The organism is Rahnella inusitata, from assembly GCF_018288855.1.
GTDB lineage: Bacteria > Pseudomonadota > Gammaproteobacteria > Enterobacterales > Enterobacteriaceae > Rahnella > Rahnella inusitata.
The window spans coordinates 2,241,980-2,260,919 of record NZ_CP065024.1 but is presented as its reverse complement, the minus strand read 5'-3'; the positions used below and the strand labels follow the sequence as shown (position 1 = coordinate 2,260,919).

Here is an 18,940-nt window from a genome sequence, read left to right as displayed (position 1 = left end):
CGGCTTTCTATTCCATTTCGCTATGATTTATCGCTTAACATTATTTTATCTCGACACGAGGATAAGCAACGATAGGGTCTGTAAATTTGCCTGAGGTATCAGGCCTGAAGCAAAGGACCCGATCATGGAACAACAACGCAAGGCCGCGCACAGCGGCTGGTATCACGAAACTCAATCCAGCCAGCAGGGTCATCTGCCGCTTGATCCGCACGCTGCGTTGGCACAGGATCGCTTTCTGCTCGGGCAAGATGCACAACTCGACCCGACGCTGCGCTCGCTGATTCATGAGCGGCAGGGATTACTGAATGCCTCCCGCGCCTGTTACGACGTGCTTTTTCCCGACAGCCTGAAGGTTTCCCGCACCGAGACGCTATCTTTATATGACCGGCTGAGCAGCGCGCTGACCGTCGCGCAGGTGAGCGGCGTACAGCCACTTTGTAGCCATTACGCCGCACGCCTCGCCCCGCTCTCCAGCCCTGACGCCTCCCGTGAAAGTAACATCCGCCAGACCCATATCACTCAGTTCGCCAGATTACTCGCCACCCAGCCGACCTTAATTACCCCGCCTATGCTGAGCCAGCTCAATGACGTTGGCCTGAGCACACAGGACATTGTGACCTTTACCCAGCTGATCGGTTTTGTGAGTTATCAGGCGCGCGTACTGGCCATTTTGAACGGACTCCGTGGCCGGGCGGCAGCGGTATTGCCGGGCTTCCCTTCTCCGGAAGGTTGCGAGCAGAAAGGGTATTCTCTGGCGATGTTGCAATGGTCCTCGCGGCTGCCGGAAGTCGCTCCCGAAAGTGCCAGTCAGCATCAGCAGGATGTGCTGGATTTGATTGCACCGGACGCCCGCTCCTCTTCTTTCTACACCTTACTGGTACACAACGCCGATGCACTGAGCGAATTTTCCGCCGTGTTTAACAACATTATGCAGGCGGGCGAGCGCCCTAAAGCCGCGTGGCGTGAACTCGCGGCGGTAGCCACTTCAGAGCTTAATGGTTGTTTGTACTGCGCGGGGATCCACGGCCGGTTGTATCTGGAAGCTGAAGGCCGTGCGGAATTGATCGAACAGCTGTTTGAAGCGACTTATCGTGACGACGTGGTGGATGCGGTTTCGCAGAAACAGGCTGGCAGCGCAGAAGCGGCCTTACTGGAAAGCGTGATTGCCCTGACCCGGACTCCCGAGCGTTTTGATGCGCGACTGCTGCACGGGCTTTCTGACGCGGGCTACACTGCCACGCAATCTCTGGATATTTTGCTGACGGCCGCGTTGTTCAGCTGGTCAAATCGTCTGATCCAAACGCTGGGCGATACAGTGAGTCAATGATCGGCTAATTTCCAGACTTTCCCACTGATGCTTTATTCTTCAACTCCGGCAGGATTTCCCCCTGCCTGAGACTCCAATTGTAAATGACCCCGCCGTTTAACCGCTCTAAGTCGTACTAATCTTATTTTCAATCGAAAATTTAGTGTTAAAACGAGAAGCAGATCACATTACCCTGTTTATCGTTTTCCACTTCCCTTTTTTGCCCCGCCTCTCATGGATAAAGTAACGCATATGCACGCACAAGCAGATTTATTCACTGCATATTCAATTTTAACGAGTGAATGAAGCCACCTTTAAACGCTATGAAAAAACAAAAGATATATGCATTTAGAGATGATTATTCATACAACATATTCGCATTGTCTATTTCAAAAACATAAACGTTAATTCTGCATAACATTTCGAACACAGTTTAATCAGTACGGAAAAGTTATATGTAACCGAATATGTCAAACTCCTTGCCTCATTTACGAAGATAGTGAACATTACCTGCCGTCATCCCATCTTATAACAATGCAAAGGGTGCTTAATTCGCGCCACTTATGCGTTTCCGCCATACGGCCGGAAGGAATAAACAGAGGTACGAGTGTCAACTGCAAACAAAACACCTAACAACGAAAGCGTGAGTCTGAACGCCTTCAAACAGCCAAAAGCGTTTTACCTGATTTTCTCCATCGAACTTTGGGAACGTTTTGGTTATTACGGCCTGCAAGGGATCATGGCGGTTTACCTGGTCAAGCAACTTGGCCTGAGTGAAGCGGAATCGATCACCCTGTTCTCATCCTTCAGTGCGCTGGTCTACGGCTTCGTGGCTATCGGTGGCTGGTTGGGTGATAAAGTGCTGGGTTCCAAACGCGTCATCGTGCTGGGCGCGATTGTGCTGGCATTAGGTTATTCCTTCGTTGCGTATTCCAACCACGAAGTCTTCTGGGTTTATCTGGGTATGGCGACCATCGCCGTCGGCAGCGGCCTGTTTAAAGCAAATCCATCCTCATTGCTTTCTACCTGCTATGAAAAAGATGACCCGCGTCTTGATGGCGCATTCACCATGTATTATATGTCGGTCAACATCGGCTCATTCTTCTCCATGCTTGCCACCCCTTGGTTAGCTGCGAAGTACGGCTGGAGCGTCGCGTTCTCCCTGAGCGTCGTCGGTATGCTGATCACTATCGTGAACTTCATGTTCTGCCGCAAATGGGTAAAACGTCAGGGTTCAAAACCTGACTTCGAACCGTTGCAATTCCAAAAGCTGCTGATGGTACTGGTCGGCGTTGTGGCACTGGTGTTCATTTCCAGCTGGTTGCTGCATAACCAAACCATCGCACGTATGGTTCTGGCAGTCGTTTCTATCGGGATCATCATTGTTTTTGCGAAAGAAACTTTCGCGATGAAAGGCATTGCACGTCGTAAGATGATTGTGGCCTTCCTGCTGATGATGGAAGCCGTTGTATTCTTCGTGCTGTACAGCCAAATGCCAACTTCCCTGAACTTCTTCGCGATCCATAACGTGGGTCACGATCTGCTGGGTATCAGCTTCCAGCCAGAGCAGTTCCAGGCACTGAACCCGTTCTGGATCATGGTTGCCAGCCCGTTGCTGGCCGCGGTTTACACCAAAGTCGGTGACCGTATGCCAATGCCGCACAAATTTGCGATCGGTATGGTGTTGTGTTCCGGTGCGTTCCTGGTGCTGCCGTGGGGTGCAAGCCTTGCTAACGAACACGGTATCGTCTCCGTTAACTGGCTGGTACTGAGCTATGCGTTACAAAGTATCGGTGAGCTGATGATTTCGGGTCTGGGTCTGGCGATGGTGGCACAACTGGTTCCGCAACGTCTGATGGGCTTCATCATGGGCGCATGGTTCCTGACGACTGCTGCGGCAGCGATTATCGCAGGCTACGTGGCGAACCTGACCGCTGTTCCTGCGGACATTGAAGATGCCCACGCATCTCTGGCGATTTACAGCCATGTGTTCCTGCAGATTGGTATGGCGACCGCTGTGATTGCCGTGCTGATGCTGGTGACCGCGTCTAAACTGCACCGCATGACGTTGGATCGCGACACTGACGAAAAACAACCTGAGCTGGCTTCCGCGAAATAATCGCAGAGCGCTTTTGATGATGGTTGACGAACGCCTCCTCCGGGAGGCGTTTTTTTTGGGAGGAATTTAGCAAACGTCTTCATTGTGTTAGGATTGTGTAAGTTAAAACTTACCAAACCGGACCTTTTCTGATGAGCCAGAATTACAGCAAATACGAACAACTCACCCGCTATCTGGCTGCTGATATACTGAAAAACAAAAAGTCATTTTCCTGGCGACGCATCATTGTCAGGTGTATTAAACAGCCTCATCACCGGTATATCTTTTGGTGGAGAATTGCGAGTTACCTCTATTCCACTGACAGCCATTTTTGCAAAAGCCGTGCACGGAAGATCAATTTCTCACTCATCAAAAAGTACAGCATCGAAATTATGCTGGGCGCGCAAATTGGCGAAGGGATCAGGCTGCCTCACCTGACGGGCATTGTGATTAACCCCTATTGCGTTATAGGGAAAAATGTCCGGATCAGGCAAAACACCACGATCGGTATCAAAGAGGATATCGGCGGCACAAGCGTGTTGATTGGCGATAATGTGGATATCGGCGCGAATTGCTGCATCATAGGTAACGACATTACTATCGGCAAAAATGTCGTGGTCGGGGCGATGTCTTACATCAATAAAAGCATCCCGGAAAACGCCGTTTGCTATACAGAGAAGACCACTAAAATCATCATCAAAACCTGATATTTCAGTATCGCACTCACCCCAGATAATAGCGTCCCTTCCCTCCCTGTTTAGCCCGGTACATTGCAGCATCTGCGCGGGCCATCAAGGTTTCAGGCATGAGCGGCTGACGCGCACGCCCGACGGCGACGCCGATACTCGCAGACAGCGCCACCGGTATACCGGCGACTTTTTCTATCGAACCGAGCGCGCCTATCAGATCAATACAGATCCGGCTGACGTCAGTTTCAGTGTTGCCCAGATGACTCAATAAAACGGTGAATTCATCGCCCGCCAGACGTGCGACGATATCCTGCGAACGCAAATTGTCGCGCAGGGTATGCCCGAAGAATTTAAGAACCAAATCGCCAAATTCGTGCCCGTAGGTGTCGTTGTACGCTTTAAAATTATCAATATCCAAAAACAGCAATGCGATATCTTTGTCTGCCTTTTCTTGTTGTCTGGCAGCGTAAATCAGAGATTGTTGGAACGCCCGGCGGTTAGGCAGGCCGGTCAGGGAATCATGGTTTGCTTCGAACTCCAGCTGCGCCTGAAGTTTCTTTATCTCGGTGATATCCGTTGAGAGTCCGTAATAGCCGTTACGTACATCGTCGCAGGGAATAAGCGTTGTGTGTAAAACGCCGCCCGTGCCGTGCCCTGAGTCTTCCGGCAATTCAATTTCGTAGCTGACAGTCTGCCCCTGCAAAACCTGACGGATAAAGGGCTGAATGACCTGATAAGTCGCGTAGCCCATCACATCGCGCACCTGCTGCCCGCGGACTTTTTCCTCTTCAACGCCGTACCAGTTTGCATGGAAGTGATTCACAAAGGTGTACTGCTCACTGGCATCTACATGGCAGATCAGAGCCGGAATATTATCGGTGATTGCGCGCAGGCGATTTTTACTTTCGGTGAGTTCCCGCTCGCGCGTCAGACGCTGGGCAATCTCCTGATGCAGCTGATCCATCGCCACCTGCAATTCGATGGTGCGCGCCGCGACCCTTCGCTCAAGGTCACCCTGCAGCGAATACAGCGCCTGTTCGATGTGCTTGCGCTCGGTGATATCGCTGATGACCACAATGTAGTGGTGCGCTTCGCCTGCGGCGTTACGCACCAGCGAGGCGGTGAGTGTGACCCAGAGCGTGCTGCCATTGGCGCGTTGCAGAAGTTTTTCGACACTGAAGCTGTTGATTTCGCCAGAGAGCAAGCGGGGGATGAGAATGTTTTCAGCGTACACATCGTCGGCATGGGTGACGTCATGCAACAGGCAGGCGCGCAACTGATATTCGGCATAGCCCAGCATATTGCAGACTTGCGGATTGATGCGCAGCCAGCGCCAGTCGAGCGCCACCAGCGAGAATCCCACCGCCGCATGTGCAAAGGTTTGCTCAAACAGGGCTTCACTTTTGGCCAGATTGTCTTCGACGGTGGCGGTGTACTGACGGTTCTCCAGATGCAGGATGTAACTTTGCACCAGCGCCGTCATATCCAGCAATGTCTGCTGGTCTTCATCGCTCCATCCACGCAGCTGGTCGTCGAGCAGACAAAAGGATCCGAGTGCCACACCTTCCTTGGAATACAGCGCGCAACCGGCATAAAACACAATATGCGGATCTCCCGCTACCAGCGGATTATCGTGAAAGCGCAGGTCCAGTCTGGCATCTCTGACAATGAGCGGTTCGGAGCCCAAAATGGTGTGGCCGCAAAAAGACGTATCACGGGGCGACTGATTAATATTCAGGCCGGTCTGGGATAAAAACCACTGACGCTCCGCGTCAATCAGTGAGACCACTACCGCTTTAGCCTGAAACTGCCGGGCAGCCATGCGGGTGATGCGGTCTATCTCCTCGATTCTGGGCGAATCCAGTATGCCCAGAGACGCCAGAATGGTCAGACGCGCCTGTTCATCTACTGCCTGCTGAGGGACTAACATGATGGACTCTCAATGATTACCGTTGGACAACTCAGCAAGTCTACTGTGTTTACCCGCAAAAACGGCGCTCATTCCACCCATTGCGGGCAAAAATCAGAATAGTGACAGATCATAAAAAAACTAATTAATTAACAATCTTTAAACAATGAGTGGAAAATCAATTCATTAAAGGGAACTGACCCAGTTGACATGTGTAGCGCCAGGATGCCCCGATTGCTCGGCGTCGCGACGGAATCGGTCGCGCATCTCCGACGGCGTGGCTCCGTAAAACTCATGGAAATACCGGCGCAGCACGCTCAGTTCTAAGCCGCAGTGACGGGCAATCGCGGCCAGGCTTTGATCAGACATTGACGATGTGCGCAACAGACGCTTCGCCAGCAGCACGCGGCGGCTGCGGATAAACTGCGCAATACCGCCAAGCGGTTCGAACAAACGATATAAACCTGAGCGGGAAATCGCAAAATGTTTACACAGTGCATCAATGCCGATCGGCTTGCTCAGATGCTTTTCAATGTGCAGACAGATGCGTTCAAGCCGTGCGCTTTGCTCGAAAGGATGCTCCACTTTTTTACCGGCGACCAGATGCAACGTTTGCAGGAAGACCGATGCGGCCCCTTCGCCGGTGCTAAGTACTTCCTGCTCAGTCATCTGATCAAAAACCTGCACCATGGTCGCGAAGTGATTGCGTAAAATAATATTCACCGGCGATGACGCAGGAAGACGCTTGCCGTGCAGCGAGGCGATATCCACATTAAAATTCAGGCTGTGCTTGGGCATAATGATGTACTGATAGGTACCAAGACGCGGTTTTACATCCCCCGGATAAACGTGGATTTGTATCGGCTGCGACATATCCTGGATCAGGATGTCGCCCTGTGACAGTTGAAAACGCTCGCCAAAACACAGGCAGTCCATTCCGCCGATAATGACGATAAAAATCACGATATGATCGGGCATCGAGAACAGGTTGCCGTACTGGCGGTTAATGTCATGCTCGCTGACCGTCAACACCCCACCAATCACGCGGCCAAAGTTATAACCGGTGACGCCCCAGTCAAACTCTTCACGGTTTTTGTCTGGCAGCTCCAGTTTAAAACCGGCGCTCGACATCCCGTCTTCCCATTCATAAAAACGGGTTTCAAAATCCTGATAAATGTTGGCACCATCAACAATCTTTCGTGAAGACGAGTCGCTCATTTTCTCACCGAGAATTAAGATAATTCCTAAAAGATACTCTACGCGCCGCTGGGAAATCAATCACCAGACGAAAATAACGATAAGGAAATGAGACAGCCAATTTGCTATTCTTAACAAGCACGTTTTCAGCCCTCACCCCGATGACTCGCCCAACTCACCAGGAAAAGCCGATGGAAAAACGAAAAGTCCTGGATGAAGGACGTCAGTTAAAACGCATCAATGCCGAAACCCGTCGTCAGTCTCATATGCACAAATGGTTCGCCATCGTGGCTGCGCTCGACTGCGTCCTGGTGATTTTCTACGATCAGGATATGCGTAACATCGTCTTCTCCGCAGGGGTTTGCATTGTTTGTACCGTTCTGTGGCTGAAAGGCCGTAAGCAATCACGCGGATACCGACGTGAGTGGGATAAAAAGTTCGGCACTAAGAAAGATCTTTAGTCTGAACAGACGTAGTCATGCACTTTCACACCTTTACCAAATACCTTCCTGACGTCATAAAGAAATTCCGAAATGTTATATTCACCGGTCAGTTTTTCGACGACGGGCAGGGAAAATAACGTTATCGTCCTGAAAAAAACGCACAGGGGTTAATTGATCGTTATTCACCCGAATAAAATGTTGAATACTTTACTTAGCACATGATAACCAATTGAATTTTAGAATTTAAAAACAACCTTAATATTCTCATCCATTTGTGAGTAATAATTGCAAAAACCTGATGAAGTTATTGCCCGAACAGCCGGGCCACATCACCTTCATTTTCTGCTCGGGGTATTTCTCTCATGCTTACTGATATTGCGATATGCCAGGCAGTTCTCGATGCCCTTCCCGAAGCGACAGTATTAAAAGACGATCTGCGTAAACTGGTATTTCTTAATCAGAAAGCCAGCGAATTTTATGGTCGTTCGCGTGAAGAACTGATTGGTGAAGACGTCTCCTTCTTCACCGACCCTGAACAGGCCGCACGTCAGCGCGAGCGCGATATTGAGATACTGGCAACCGGTGAAAAAACGGTTCATGAAGAAACGATGATTGACCCTGCCGGAAAACGACGCAATGTGCTGGTGAGGAAATCCCGCGTCACGCTTGAGCAGCGGCATTATATTCTCACCTCAATCATGGATATTTCGCTGCTGCGAAATTCCGAGGCGCAGATCCGCTATCTGGCGCGCCATGATGTATTAACTGGCCTGCCAAACCGTACCGCATTAAATGAAGAACTCAGCCAGATTGCCGCACAACGGATGTATCGTCCGGAAACCTACGCCCTATTCCTGCTTAATCTCAATGACTTTAATTACATCAACGATACCTACGGTTATCAGGCTGGCGACGCTATTTTATGTGAATTTGGCCAGCGTCTGCGCAATGAAGTCGGGATATCCGGTATCGTTTCGCGCATAGGCGGCGATGAATTTTCAATTATTCTGCGCGACAGTCCGACCAGTGAAATGACGCATAATCTTGCACTGGAAATACTGGTCATGATGCGTCAGCCTTTTACGCTGACGCGCGCTAATCCGCTGATCACACTCTCCTTTGGGATTGTCATGTTTGGCGCTGAAAATATTACCGCCGGTGAAATTATGCGTCGGGGGAATACCGCCCTTCTCGAAGCCAAGCAGCGCGGTAAAAATGTTTTCTCGTTTTATTCAGAATTACTCGATGCCAGCACCGTCAGCAAACGCATCATGGTCAAAGCGCTGGCCGAATCGTTATCCAGAGAAGGCGATCTGACCTGCGTCTATCAGCCGATCCTGCGCAGTCGTGATGAGAAAGTGGTATGCGTGGAAGCGCTGGCGCGCTGGAATCACGGCGTGCTGGGCGCGGTGTCCCCGGTACAGTTTATTGCGCTGGCCGAAGAGACCGGTCTGGTCATTCAGCTGGGTGAAATTGTTCTGCGTCAGGCCTGCCGGGATATAAAACCCTTCAATCAGCTCAATCTGGCGATCAACGTTTCGGCGGTGCAACTGGGCGAGCCCGATTTCGGCGCGCGGATCCAGGCGTTGCTGGCCGAAGAGGGTTTCCCGACTTCTCGCCTTGAACTCGAACTGACCGAAACCTCGGTGATGAATGCGAACTCTACCAGCCTCAGCCACCTGATGGAACTGCGTAAGCTGGGGGTGAAAATCTCACTGGATGATTTCGGTACCGGGTATTCCAGCCTCAGTTTGCTCAAAGATATCTCGGTCGACAGCGTGAAAATCGACCGGTCGTTTGTGCAGTACGTCACAGAAGTGAATGATACTGCCGCCATCGTCACCGCAGTCTCTCAACTCGGCAATAAAATGCATCTCAACGTCATTGCAGAAGGCGTTGAAAATCAGCTGCAAAAATCCTTTTTAGTATCAGCGGGTTGCTCGCATCTTCAGGGGTATCTTTTTTCACGCCCGGTGCCGGTGGACGTTTTGAAAACGCTGTTGGGCGCCGAAATGGATATCTTAGCCAGCAGTTAAGTCAGGCTCTCATAAGAGTCATAGATAACTCAAAACACCTTATTAATTCATTCAATTGGCGCTCGTCCCTGTTTTACTGACATGATCTGAGGCTGATCAATTACGCCGTTTAAGGAAATACAACATGTCATCGTTTTCAGGTATCTGGGTTCCACTGGTCACACCCTTTCGTCAGGGCGAGATCGACTTTTCTGCACTGAAATCCTTGTGCACCCGGATGCTCAAACGGGGCGTCGACGGCGTTGTCGTCTGCGGTACCACCGGTGAAGCACCGATGTTGACCAAAGAAGAACAATTGCAGGTACTGGATGCGGTACTGGAAATCGTACCGGGAAATCAGGTGATCATGGGGCTGTCCGGCACCCATATGCCGGTGATCCGCGAGATGCAGGACGCGATTTCCCGCCGTCCGATCGCCGGTTTTCTGGTGCCTGCACCGTATTACATTCGCCCTTCCCAGCCAGCGCTGGTAGCCTGGTTCACTGAAATTGCCGATAACGCCTCCGTACCGGTGATGCTCTACAATATTCCCTACCGCACCGGCGTACAGATGGAACTCGATACTCTGCGCCAGCTGGCGAAGCACCCGCGCATTACGGCCATCAAAGATTGCGGCGGCAGCATTGATCTGACGCTGTCGCTGATAGCTGACGGTGAGCTGGATGTCCTGTGCGGCGAAGACGTACAGATTTTCGCCACCCTCAGTCTGGGCGGCGCGGGCGCGATTGCTGCCTCGTCACATATCTTCCCGGAAGAGTTTGTCGCACTGATCAAACAGTTTAAAGAAGGCGATCTGATCGCTGCCCGCCAAACTTTCTTCGGCCTGTTGCCCATGATCCGCCTGATGTTCTCCGCCCCCAATCCGGCAGCGATTAAGTTCGCCCTGTCGCTGGACGGGTTGATGGCAAACGAACTTCGTTCGCCGATGTTGCCTGCGCCGGAAAATGTCGAAACAGCGATCCGCAACTATCTTAATCAGCACTCCCGCTAAATCTGATGGTGTGGCGAACGGCGCAACGTTCACCACGCCGTAACTTTGTGTTATCAGACGCAATTAAAACACTGACTTTTGCTCCCGCCGGTTCTAGGATAGAAGCAGTTTGTCTATACCCTGTCGCTGCCCCGTGAACCGGAGCGTTCCCGGGGTTGCCTGATTACTTATCAGATGGAGTGATTATGAAACTGTACTATAAGCCCGGTGCCTGTTCCCTTTCCCCACATATTATTCTTCGCGAAGCCGATCTGGATTTCAGCATCGAGAAAGTGGATTTAGCGACCAAAAAAACCGAGACCGGTGACGATTTTCTCACAGTCAATCCAAAGGGTCAGATCCCGACGCTGTTGCTCAACGACGGCAGCATCCTGACTGAAGGCGTGGCGATTGTGCAATACATCGCCGATCAGAAACCTGACCGCCAGCTGATGCCGGAATCCGGCACACCGGCCCGTTATCACGCGCTGGAATGGCTGAACTATATTGCCACCGAACTGCACAAGGGTTTCTCGCCGCTGTTTAATCCGAAAACGCCGGAAGAGTTCAAAACCCTCACCCGTGAAGCGCTGAGCAAAAAATTTGCCTACGTGAATGAATCACTGAAAGGAAATCAATTCCTGCTGGGCGCACGTTTTTGCGTGGCTGATGCGTACCTGTTTACCGTGATGGGTTGGGCTAAAGCGCTGAAATTCGATCTGAGCGCGCTGACCGATTTGAATACATATCTGGATCGCGTGGCCGCACGTTCGGCAGTTGATGCTGCCCTGACGGCTGAAGGTCTGAAATAAGTTTTCGTAGAAGCATAAAAAAACGCCCCGGCTGACTCAGCGCGGGGCGTTTTTATTAATCAGGCTTTAAGATTTTTATTACAGCTTAACAGCCGGGAAATGATGTTCCGGGTTTACCATTTTGTCCTGTGCGGCGACGATTTGCAGTTCGTACTCGCCCATCGCGTGTGTTGCCAGCATCACTTCGTACACCGCAGCTGTCACATGTTCCAGGGCTTTATCCAGTGCTTCGCCTTTCAGCAAGTTCACCAGCAGTAAACCGCTGGTCAGATCACCCACGCCGACCGGCTGACGCACGCCAAAATCCACCAGCGGACGATCGATATGCCAGGCTTCTTCTGGCGTCACCAGCAACATTTCAAAGCGGTCACTGTGATAGCCAGCGCGGCTCAGATGTTTCACCAGCACGATTTTCGGGCCTTTGGCGATAAGCTCACGCGCGGTGGCGACGGCCTCTTCGACGCTTGCCACTGCGTGGCCACTGAGTAATTCCAGCTCCAGCAGATTTGGCGCGATGATGTCGCAGTTGATTAAGGCCTGATTGCAATGAAACTCCGCCACGCCCGGCGCGACGATACAGCCTTTTTCAGGATGGCCCATTACCGGATCGCAAAAATACCAGGCATCCGGATTCGCCGCTTTCACCCTTCGTACTATCTCCAGAATACTCTGGCCCTGCTCAGGCGAGCCGATGTAACCGCTCAGCACAGCGTCGCAATCTTTCAGGCGATCAATTTCACCGATACCCTGCGCGATTTCAGTCAAATGGCTGGCTGGCATTACGCAACCGGTCCAGTGGCCGTATTGTGTATGGTTAGAAAATTGAACCGTATTCAGAGGCCAAACGTTTGCGCCCATGCGACGCATAGGAAATTCCGCCGCGCTGTTACCGGCGTGACCAAAAACGGTGTGTGACTGGATCGAAAGAATGCTTTTCATGAGGAATTACCGATAGCAACGTCATCGGAAGATGGCGGAATGACTGAGATGTCTTGGCAAAAATGAGGGGCCGTTGAGCCCCTCATGATGCCGGTCGTAAAGCTTATGCCCAGAGCAGCAGGGTGTAGTTCTTTTTACCGCGACGCAGCAGAGTGTAACGGCCAAACAGGCGATCACTGTCAGCAAAGCTGTATTCAGTGTCTGTCTGTTTTTCGCCATTAACGGATACGGCGTTTGAGGAAATCATGGTGCGCGCCTGTCCTTTGGACGGTGCCATACCGGCAATCACCAGCGCCTGTTGCAGATCGGTATCACGCGGCACTTCAAACAACTCAAGGCCGTCCTGCGCCAGCTGGCCGAAATCGACTTCGGTCATTTCGTTCAGGGAGCCGGAGAACAGGCTCTGGGTGATGCGTTTCGCCGCGGCCAGACCTTCTTCGCCGTGTACCATGCCGGTGACTTCTTCCGCCAGTACGTACTGCGCGCGCGGGGCTTTGCCGCTGTTTTTGTCTTCCTCTTCCAGTGCATTGATCTCTTCAATGCTCATGAAGGTGAAGAACTTCAGGAAACGGTAAACGTCGGCATCAGCGGTGTTGATCCAGAACTGGTAGAATTTGTACGGGCTGGTTTTCTTCGGATCCAGCCAGACTGCGCCGCCCTCGGTCTTACCGAATTTGGTGCCGTCTGCTTTAGTGATAAGCGGAACGGTGAGGCCAAAGACCTGCTTCTGGTGCATACGACGGGTTAAATCTATACCCGATGTGATGTTACCCCACTGATCGGAACCCCCGATTTGCAGCACCACTTCATGGCGGCTGTACAGCTCGGAGAAGTCGTAACCCTGCAACAGGTTGTAAGAAAACTCGGTGAAGGAAATACCGCTGTCATCGCGATTCAGGCGCTGTTTCACCGCTTCTTTGTTGATCATCTGGTTAACAGAGAAATGTTTACCGATATCACGCAGGAAAGTCAGCACGTTCATGCCGCCGAACCAGTCGTAGTTATTTGCGGTAATCGCGCTGTTTTCACCACAATTGAAATCAAGGAAAGGCGAAACCTGATGACGGATTTTCTCAACCCATTCGTTTACGGTTTCATTGGTATTGAGCTTACGTTCGGTAGCTTTGAAACTTGGATCGCCGATGAGGCCAGTCGCGCCGCCCACCAGTGCCACAGGTTTGTGGCCGCTGAGCTGGAAACGCTTCAGGCAAAGCAATGGCACCAGATGACCCAAATGCAAGCTGTCTGCGGTAGGATCGAAACCGCAATAGAGTGCAATTGGCCCTTGCGCCAGTCGCTCTGCTAACGCTTCTTCATCCGTCACCTGGGCAACGAGGCCCCGCTCTTGCAGTTGTTTAATCAGGTTGCTGCTCGCCATCAAAGACTCCGTTTGTATGTACTAAGAATTATGTACTGAATGTGTGCAGATACGTGTCCGGCATCATGCCGCGCATGTGCCTTTTCTCTCACCATTACGGGGGACGCCATAGAATAAAGCGCTCATCGCCCGAGCGCTAGGAATTCGCATCATTTTGTTCGTTCAGGGGGCGAGACGGTCTATTTTCCAGCCAGTTTCGCTTTCTTCGGCATCGCGCTGATAAATGAAGCGATCGTGCAGACGGTGTTCGCCACCCTGCCAGAACTCCATAGAATCTACTTTCACACGGAAACCACCCCAGAAGCTCGGTAACGGCACTTCGCCTTTGCTGAACTTTTGTTTCAGTTCGAGGAACTTGCTTTCCAGCACGCCACGCGCCGAAATCCGGCTGGACTGCTGGGACACCCACGCGCCGATCTGGCTGTCTTTCGGGCGGCTGGTGAAGTATTTCATCACTTCCAGCGTGGAAAGACGTTCGGCCTGACCGAGTACGATGACCTGGCGATCCAGCATGTGCCACGGGAACAGCAGGCTGATGTGCGAATTCAGTGCCAGCTGTTGTGCTTTGCGGCTGCCCAGATTGGTGTAGAACACCAGCCCTTTTTCATCGTAGTGCTTGAGTAACACGATCCGTTGGAACGGCTGCCCGTTCTCATCAACCGTAGCCACCACCATCGCCGTGGGATCGGCCAGTTTGGCCTCACAGGCTTGTTTCAGCCAGTGCTCAAATAATGGCAGCGGTTCGGGCGTCAGATCGGCACGACGCAGCCCGCCACGCGTGTATTCACGACGCGAGTCGGCAACATCAAATTCATTATTATCAGCCATATGGATTCAATTGCGTATCAACAGGAAGGTAACTGCATTGTGCACCCGCCGCGTCAGGATCTCAACGTTCCTGACGCGGGGTTTTAGAAAGTAAATGGGGCTGAATTAAGACTTTTGAACACAGTCATCGATGATCACGTTATCACCGCGCTGAACGAAGGCCTGATTGCCTTTGGACCAGAAGGTGTAATGGCTGTCGCTGTATTTCGTTCCGGACGCCGATTCCACTTGTTTCAGTTTCAGCTGTTCACCATCAAGCACCATGCTCACCTGCCGTGCAGGTTTATCCAGTGTGACAGTCAGCGGCAAGGTGCCGCACTGATAATGTAATTCCTGCGTCGGGCTTTCGGCCTGATGTTGAAACTGGCTACATCCGGCCAGCGTTAATCCTGCTAAAGCAGCGAAAATCGCCTTTTTCATCTGTGACTCCCTGAGTGTTTTTGGTCTATCTCCGATATGTACCACGCCCTCTGGCGCAGCACATTGAGATAAAACCGAGAACGCATCAGGTGCGGGAAGAAACCACCGGATAGATGGCTCCGAGCACGGTTTCCCGACTGGCACCGGTCACTGACGGCAGATTGCCCGACTGGCCGGATAACGTGCGGAACGCCAGCCAGGCGAAGGCCAGAGCTTCCATGTCGTCGCCACTGATGCCAAAAGCATCGGTGGTGCAAACTTCGGTGCCCGGCAACATCGCGGATAAGCGCGCCATCAGTAGCGGGTTGCGTGCACCGCCGCCGCAGACCATCAGACGATCGCAGCCGCCGGTCAGTTGAACCTGTTCGGCGATGCTCACCGACGTCAGTTCGGTCAGCGTCGCCTGAACATCCACCGCAGACACTTCAGGGCCGCGCGCCAGCTGCTTCTCCAGCCACGACATGTTGAAGTATTCGCGCCCGGTGCTTTTCGGCGCAGGTTCGGCAAAATAAGAGTCGGAAAGCATTTGCTGTAACAGCCGTAAATTCACCCGCCCCTGACTCGCCCATTGGGCGCCTTTGTCGTAAGGCTGATTCTGATGGCGTGAAATCCAGGCGTCCATCAACATATTACCGGGGCCGGTGTCATAGCCGCGTACCGGCTGTCCCGGCAGCAGCATGGAAAGATTGGCAATGCCGCCGATATTGAGGATCATCCGCCTCTCGGCCGGATCGGCCAGCAAGGCCTGATGAAATGCGGGCACCAGCGGCGCGCCCTGCCCGCCCCATGCCATATCACGGCGGCGGAAATCGCCGACGGTCGTAATCCCGGTCATAGCCGCAATGCGGTTGTTATCACCGAGCTGCATCGAAAATGTGGTGTCGCCTTTTGGCTGATGCCAGACCGTCTGACCGTGGCAGCCGATCGCCGTCACTTCCTCCGGTGAAATACCCGCGCTTTTCAGCAACCCCTGCACCGCTTCACCAAAGAGAATTCCCAGCTGGGTATCCAGCGCGCCGACCTGCTCCAGCGTCACCTGTTGCCCCTGACACATCCCGAGCACAGCGTTTTTAAGTGCGAGGGGAATGGGATGCGAATAGCTTGCCTGCTGTGCGACCATACGTTCGTCGATAGCAGCCAGCACGACATCAACGCCATCGAGGCTGGTGCCAGACATCACCCCGATGTAGCGACCCGACTTCATAGATAACATTCTTCATTCCTCAGTAAAAAGGCCCTGACTGGCTATCTCACAGAGTAGGCCGAATTCAGATCACAACACCATGAATTACTGAATTTTTATCATACCCTGTGATGACCCCGTGTTTTTCATCTCACGATACCGTCTTTTTCAATTTATCCGTGATGTAAAAACAAGCACTCAGTATGTTAAACAGCGGTGTTTTTGATTTCACACAAAGCTGTCTTAAACTTAAACCTGCGTTTATTATTAGTTGAAGAGAACTTCGTTATACTTGAAGACAGTTAAGTGAATATGGTAAATGACAGCCTCGACAGTGATGTTGAACTGTGTGTCAGTTTTTCTCTGTTGTTGTCGCTACCCTGTCAGAAGTGCAGCAGCATCTTAAAGGAGCTATTTATGATTAAGCGTTTACTTGTCGTCGCACTTGCCGGCGTTTCCCTTGCTGGCTGCGTCAGCGATAACTCTCTGTCTGGCGATGTATATTCTTCTTCGCAGGCAAAACAAATCCAGCAGGTCACTTACGGCACCATCGTTTCTACCCGTGCGGTGCAGATCCAGGGTGGCGATGATTCCAACATCATCGGTGCGCTGGGCGGTGCCGTATTAGGTGGTTTCCTCGGCAACACCGTGGGTGGTGGTACCGGTCGTAGTCTGGCGACCGCGGCAGGCGCAGTCGCCGGTGGCGTTGCTGGTCAGGGTGTACAAAGTAACCTTAACCGTTCTAACGGTGTAGAACTGCAAATCCGTCGTGATGACGGCACCACTATTCAGGTTGTTCAGAAAGCCGGCCCGACTAAATTCAGCGTCGGCCAGCGTGTCAGCATGGCGAGCAGTGGCAGCACCATTACAGTGTCTCCAGGCGCCTGAGTCTTCTCAGCTGCAATGCAGCCTGAAACCAAAAAACCGAAGCCAATGGCTTCGGTTTTTTTATGGATAACCCTTTTTGAAATCAGGGCTGAAACAAGGCTGTGTGACGTAAAAAGAAATCTGTTTCTTATGATTTGCTTTGCAGTGAAGCAATATTTTTTTCCAGCCGGGACAACATTCCGCCCAGTTGTTCAATTTCTGCCGCTGACATACCGGACAAAATTTCTTTGCGGGTAGAGTCAATTACCGTCTCCATTTTGTGGATAATCGGCGCGGATTCTTCCGTGAGTTTGATGCGTTTGGCACGGCGATCGCTGGCGCAGGTCTGCCGGGTAATCAACTTTTTTTCTTCGAGCTGATCCAGCGTACGAACCAGAGAAGGCTGCTCAATCCCAATGGCTTTCGCCAGCTGAATTTGTGACTGTTCTGGAGGTAACATATTGATATTATGCAGTGTTACCCAATGAGTTTGCGTGAGTTCTAACGGCTTAAGCCGGTCATCGATTAACGCACGCCAGGCACGAACTAATCGTGCTAGATCTGACCCAAGATTCGATTCCAATTATCCCCTCCTTATAATTAGCATGCTAAGATAACTCCCCAGAGTTTAGCTTAGTTTTAGGAACTTTAATCGAGAAATTACAATTCAATATATAATGACAGGTACTATTACACCCGGAAACCGCAGGTCTGTTTCCAATGGTAACGTCGTTTATAACACAATCACTGGCAGAGATTAATATTGTGAATGCGCAAATGTTTCACGCAGGCTTCCCACTCCCCGATTTAGTGCTGGGTGCCTCACTTTATTTCCCCCCTATGTTCAAAGCATTTTTACTGGGACTGGTATTTTGGCTTTTGATACATCGGGTGCTGCGTGATTGGATCTATTCCGGTGAAGTCTGGCATCCGACGTTGATGGATTTATCCCTTTTTGTGATCTCTATTTGTGCTGCACTGTTGCTCATGGTGAACCTCTGAAAATGAAATTCAAAACCCTCAAATACTTCTCAACAGTGCTGGTTTTTGCCGTCGCAATATGTGCCGGATGGTGGATGTGGAATTACTACATGCAATCGCCATGGACGCGTGATGGTAAAGTACGGGCCGAAATTGTTGATATCACGCCGGAAGTGTCCGGTCGCATTATTGATATCAATATTCATGACAACCAGTTCGTGAAAAGTGGCGATCCGCTGTTCAGTCTCGATCCGGTGCCATTCAAAATTGCGGTAAATAATGCCGAGGCCGAACTGGCGAAAGCTGCCGCAGATTTAGCCAAAGCCAACCATGAAGCCGCACGCCGCCGTGGTCTGGGCACAAATGTTATTTCAGCAGAGTCGCTCGATGAATCTAATATTAGCGCCAGAGCGATGCAGGCGGCTTATCAGGCTGCGCAGTCATCATTAGAGCAGGCACAATGGAATTTGAGCAAAACCAATATTGTTGCGCCAACCGACGGTTATATCACCAATCTGCAAACGCGTAAGGGCAATTACGCCACCACCGGTACGCCGCTGGTCGGTCTGGTTGATATTCACTCTTTCTATGTGCTGGGCTATTTCGAAGAAACTAAGCTGAAAAATATCCGCGAAGGTGCGCTGGCTGATATCACTTTATTCAACGGCAATATCCCGTTGAAAGGTCAGGTGGAAAGTATTGGACGGGCGATTTACGACCAGAGTCAGGACGCCTCTGATGACCTATTGATGAATGTTAAACCGAACGTTCCGTGGGTACGTCTGGCGCAGCGCGTACCGGTGCGCATTAAGCTTCAGGATGTGCCGGAGCATACCGTGCTGGTCGCAGGAACCACCTGCACCATTTCGATCCTTAATTAAGGC

Annotated in this window: 18 protein-coding genes; 10 read left to right on the top strand and 8 right to left on the bottom strand. The window is 51.5% G+C overall.

The genetic code is table 11. The annotated features are described in order from the left end of the window. The first annotated feature begins 124 nt into the window (after positions 1–124). The 3 genes from I2123_RS10615 (at position 125) to I2123_RS10605 (ending at position 4,111) form a co-directional block, all read left to right on the top strand. Positions 125–1,327, top strand: a complete 1,203-nt coding sequence (locus I2123_RS10615) for a CMD domain-containing protein (RefSeq protein WP_213052396.1) — start codon at positions 125–127, stop codon at positions 1,325–1,327. A 586-nt stretch (positions 1,328–1,913) separates the two neighbouring features. Next, complete coding sequence (gene dtpA / locus I2123_RS10610; protein WP_213052395.1) at positions 1,914–3,425, top strand: dipeptide/tripeptide permease DtpA; 1,512 nt, start codon at positions 1,914–1,916, stop codon at positions 3,423–3,425. Between the two features lie 131 nt (positions 3,426–3,556). Next, on the top strand, positions 3,557–4,111 hold the full coding sequence (locus I2123_RS10605; protein WP_213052394.1) for a serine acetyltransferase: 555 nt from the start codon (positions 3,557–3,559) through the stop codon (positions 4,109–4,111). A 16-nt stretch (positions 4,112–4,127) separates the two neighbouring features. Here the strand turns inward: I2123_RS10605 and I2123_RS10600 are convergent, their stop codons facing one another. Both I2123_RS10600 and I2123_RS10595 read right to left on the bottom strand, forming a co-directional pair. Beyond that, positions 4,128–6,023 carry a diguanylate cyclase domain-containing protein gene (locus tag I2123_RS10600; protein WP_112168504.1) on the bottom strand — a complete coding sequence of 632 codons (1,896 nt, stop codon included), beginning with the start codon at positions 6,021–6,023 and terminating at the stop codon, positions 4,128–4,130. Positions 6,024–6,188: 165 nt separating this feature from the next. Continuing rightward, positions 6,189–7,220: an AraC family transcriptional regulator gene (locus I2123_RS10595; protein WP_112168503.1), complete on the bottom strand. Its 1,032-nt coding sequence runs from the start codon at positions 7,218–7,220 to the stop codon at positions 6,189–6,191. Between the two features lie 170 nt (positions 7,221–7,390). On the opposite strand from I2123_RS10595, the gene I2123_RS10590 reads away from it, so the two are divergent. From I2123_RS10590 to gstA, 4 genes are all read left to right on the top strand, one after another. Next, positions 7,391–7,660: a hypothetical protein gene (locus tag I2123_RS10590; RefSeq protein ID WP_112168502.1), complete on the top strand. Its 270-nt coding sequence runs from the start codon at positions 7,391–7,393 to the stop codon at positions 7,658–7,660. Between the two features lie 344 nt (positions 7,661–8,004). Continuing rightward, positions 8,005–9,678: a putative bifunctional diguanylate cyclase/phosphodiesterase gene (locus I2123_RS10585; RefSeq protein ID WP_213052393.1), complete on the top strand. Its 1,674-nt coding sequence runs from the start codon at positions 8,005–8,007 to the stop codon at positions 9,676–9,678. Between the two features lie 124 nt (positions 9,679–9,802). Then, the gene (dapA, locus tag I2123_RS10580) at positions 9,803–10,669 is read left to right on the top strand and encodes a 4-hydroxy-tetrahydrodipicolinate synthase (RefSeq protein WP_213052392.1); all 867 of its coding nucleotides are present in this window, start codon (positions 9,803–9,805) and stop codon (positions 10,667–10,669) included. Positions 10,670–10,854: 185 nt separating this feature from the next. Continuing rightward, positions 10,855–11,460, top strand: coding sequence for a glutathione transferase GstA (gene gstA, locus I2123_RS10575; protein ID WP_213052391.1), 606 nt, complete (start codon positions 10,855–10,857; stop codon positions 11,458–11,460). A 78-nt stretch (positions 11,461–11,538) separates the two neighbouring features. Here gstA and pdxY read toward each other — a convergent pair whose 3' ends face one another. The 5 genes from pdxY to anmK all read right to left on the bottom strand — a co-directional run bounded on the left by pdxY (position 11,539) and on the right by anmK (position 16,229). Beyond that, positions 11,539–12,399 carry a pyridoxal kinase PdxY gene (gene pdxY, locus I2123_RS10570; protein ID WP_213052390.1) on the bottom strand — a complete coding sequence of 287 codons (861 nt, stop codon included), beginning with the start codon at positions 12,397–12,399 and terminating at the stop codon, positions 11,539–11,541. A gap of 103 nt (positions 12,400–12,502) precedes the next feature. Further along, positions 12,503–13,777, bottom strand: a complete 1,275-nt coding sequence (gene tyrS, locus I2123_RS10565; protein WP_213052389.1) for a tyrosine--tRNA ligase — start codon at positions 13,775–13,777, stop codon at positions 12,503–12,505. 162 nt (positions 13,778–13,939) lie between these two features. Beyond that, positions 13,940–14,605 carry a pyridoxamine 5'-phosphate oxidase gene (pdxH, locus tag I2123_RS10560; protein ID WP_213052388.1) on the bottom strand — a complete coding sequence of 222 codons (666 nt, stop codon included), beginning with the start codon at positions 14,603–14,605 and terminating at the stop codon, positions 13,940–13,942. A 105-nt stretch (positions 14,606–14,710) separates the two neighbouring features. Beyond that, the gene (locus I2123_RS10555) at positions 14,711–15,025 is read right to left on the bottom strand and encodes an MliC family protein (protein WP_112168495.1); all 315 of its coding nucleotides are present in this window, start codon (positions 15,023–15,025) and stop codon (positions 14,711–14,713) included. 85 nt (positions 15,026–15,110) lie between these two features. Next, the gene (gene anmK, locus I2123_RS10550; RefSeq protein ID WP_112168562.1) at positions 15,111–16,229 is read right to left on the bottom strand and encodes an anhydro-N-acetylmuramic acid kinase; all 1,119 of its coding nucleotides are present in this window, start codon (positions 16,227–16,229) and stop codon (positions 15,111–15,113) included. A 396-nt stretch (positions 16,230–16,625) separates the two neighbouring features. Here anmK and I2123_RS10545 point away from each other — a divergent pair, with 396 nt between their 5' ends. Continuing rightward, complete coding sequence (locus I2123_RS10545) at positions 16,626–17,096, top strand: outer membrane lipoprotein (protein WP_112168494.1); 471 nt, start codon at positions 16,626–16,628, stop codon at positions 17,094–17,096. A gap of 127 nt (positions 17,097–17,223) precedes the next feature. Here the strand turns inward: I2123_RS10545 and slyA are convergent, their stop codons facing one another. After that, complete coding sequence (slyA, locus tag I2123_RS10540) at positions 17,224–17,658, bottom strand: transcriptional regulator SlyA (RefSeq protein WP_112168493.1); 435 nt, start codon at positions 17,656–17,658, stop codon at positions 17,224–17,226. Between the two features lie 194 nt (positions 17,659–17,852). Here slyA and I2123_RS10535 point away from each other — a divergent pair, with 194 nt between their 5' ends. Further along, complete coding sequence (locus tag I2123_RS10535; protein WP_112168561.1) at positions 17,853–18,077, top strand: DUF1656 domain-containing protein; 225 nt, start codon at positions 17,853–17,855, stop codon at positions 18,075–18,077. A gap of 2 nt (positions 18,078–18,079) precedes the next feature. Beyond that, positions 18,080–18,937, top strand: coding sequence for an efflux RND transporter periplasmic adaptor subunit (locus tag I2123_RS10530; RefSeq protein ID WP_213052387.1), 858 nt, complete (start codon positions 18,080–18,082; stop codon positions 18,935–18,937). Positions 18,938–18,940: the final 3 nt, after the last annotated feature.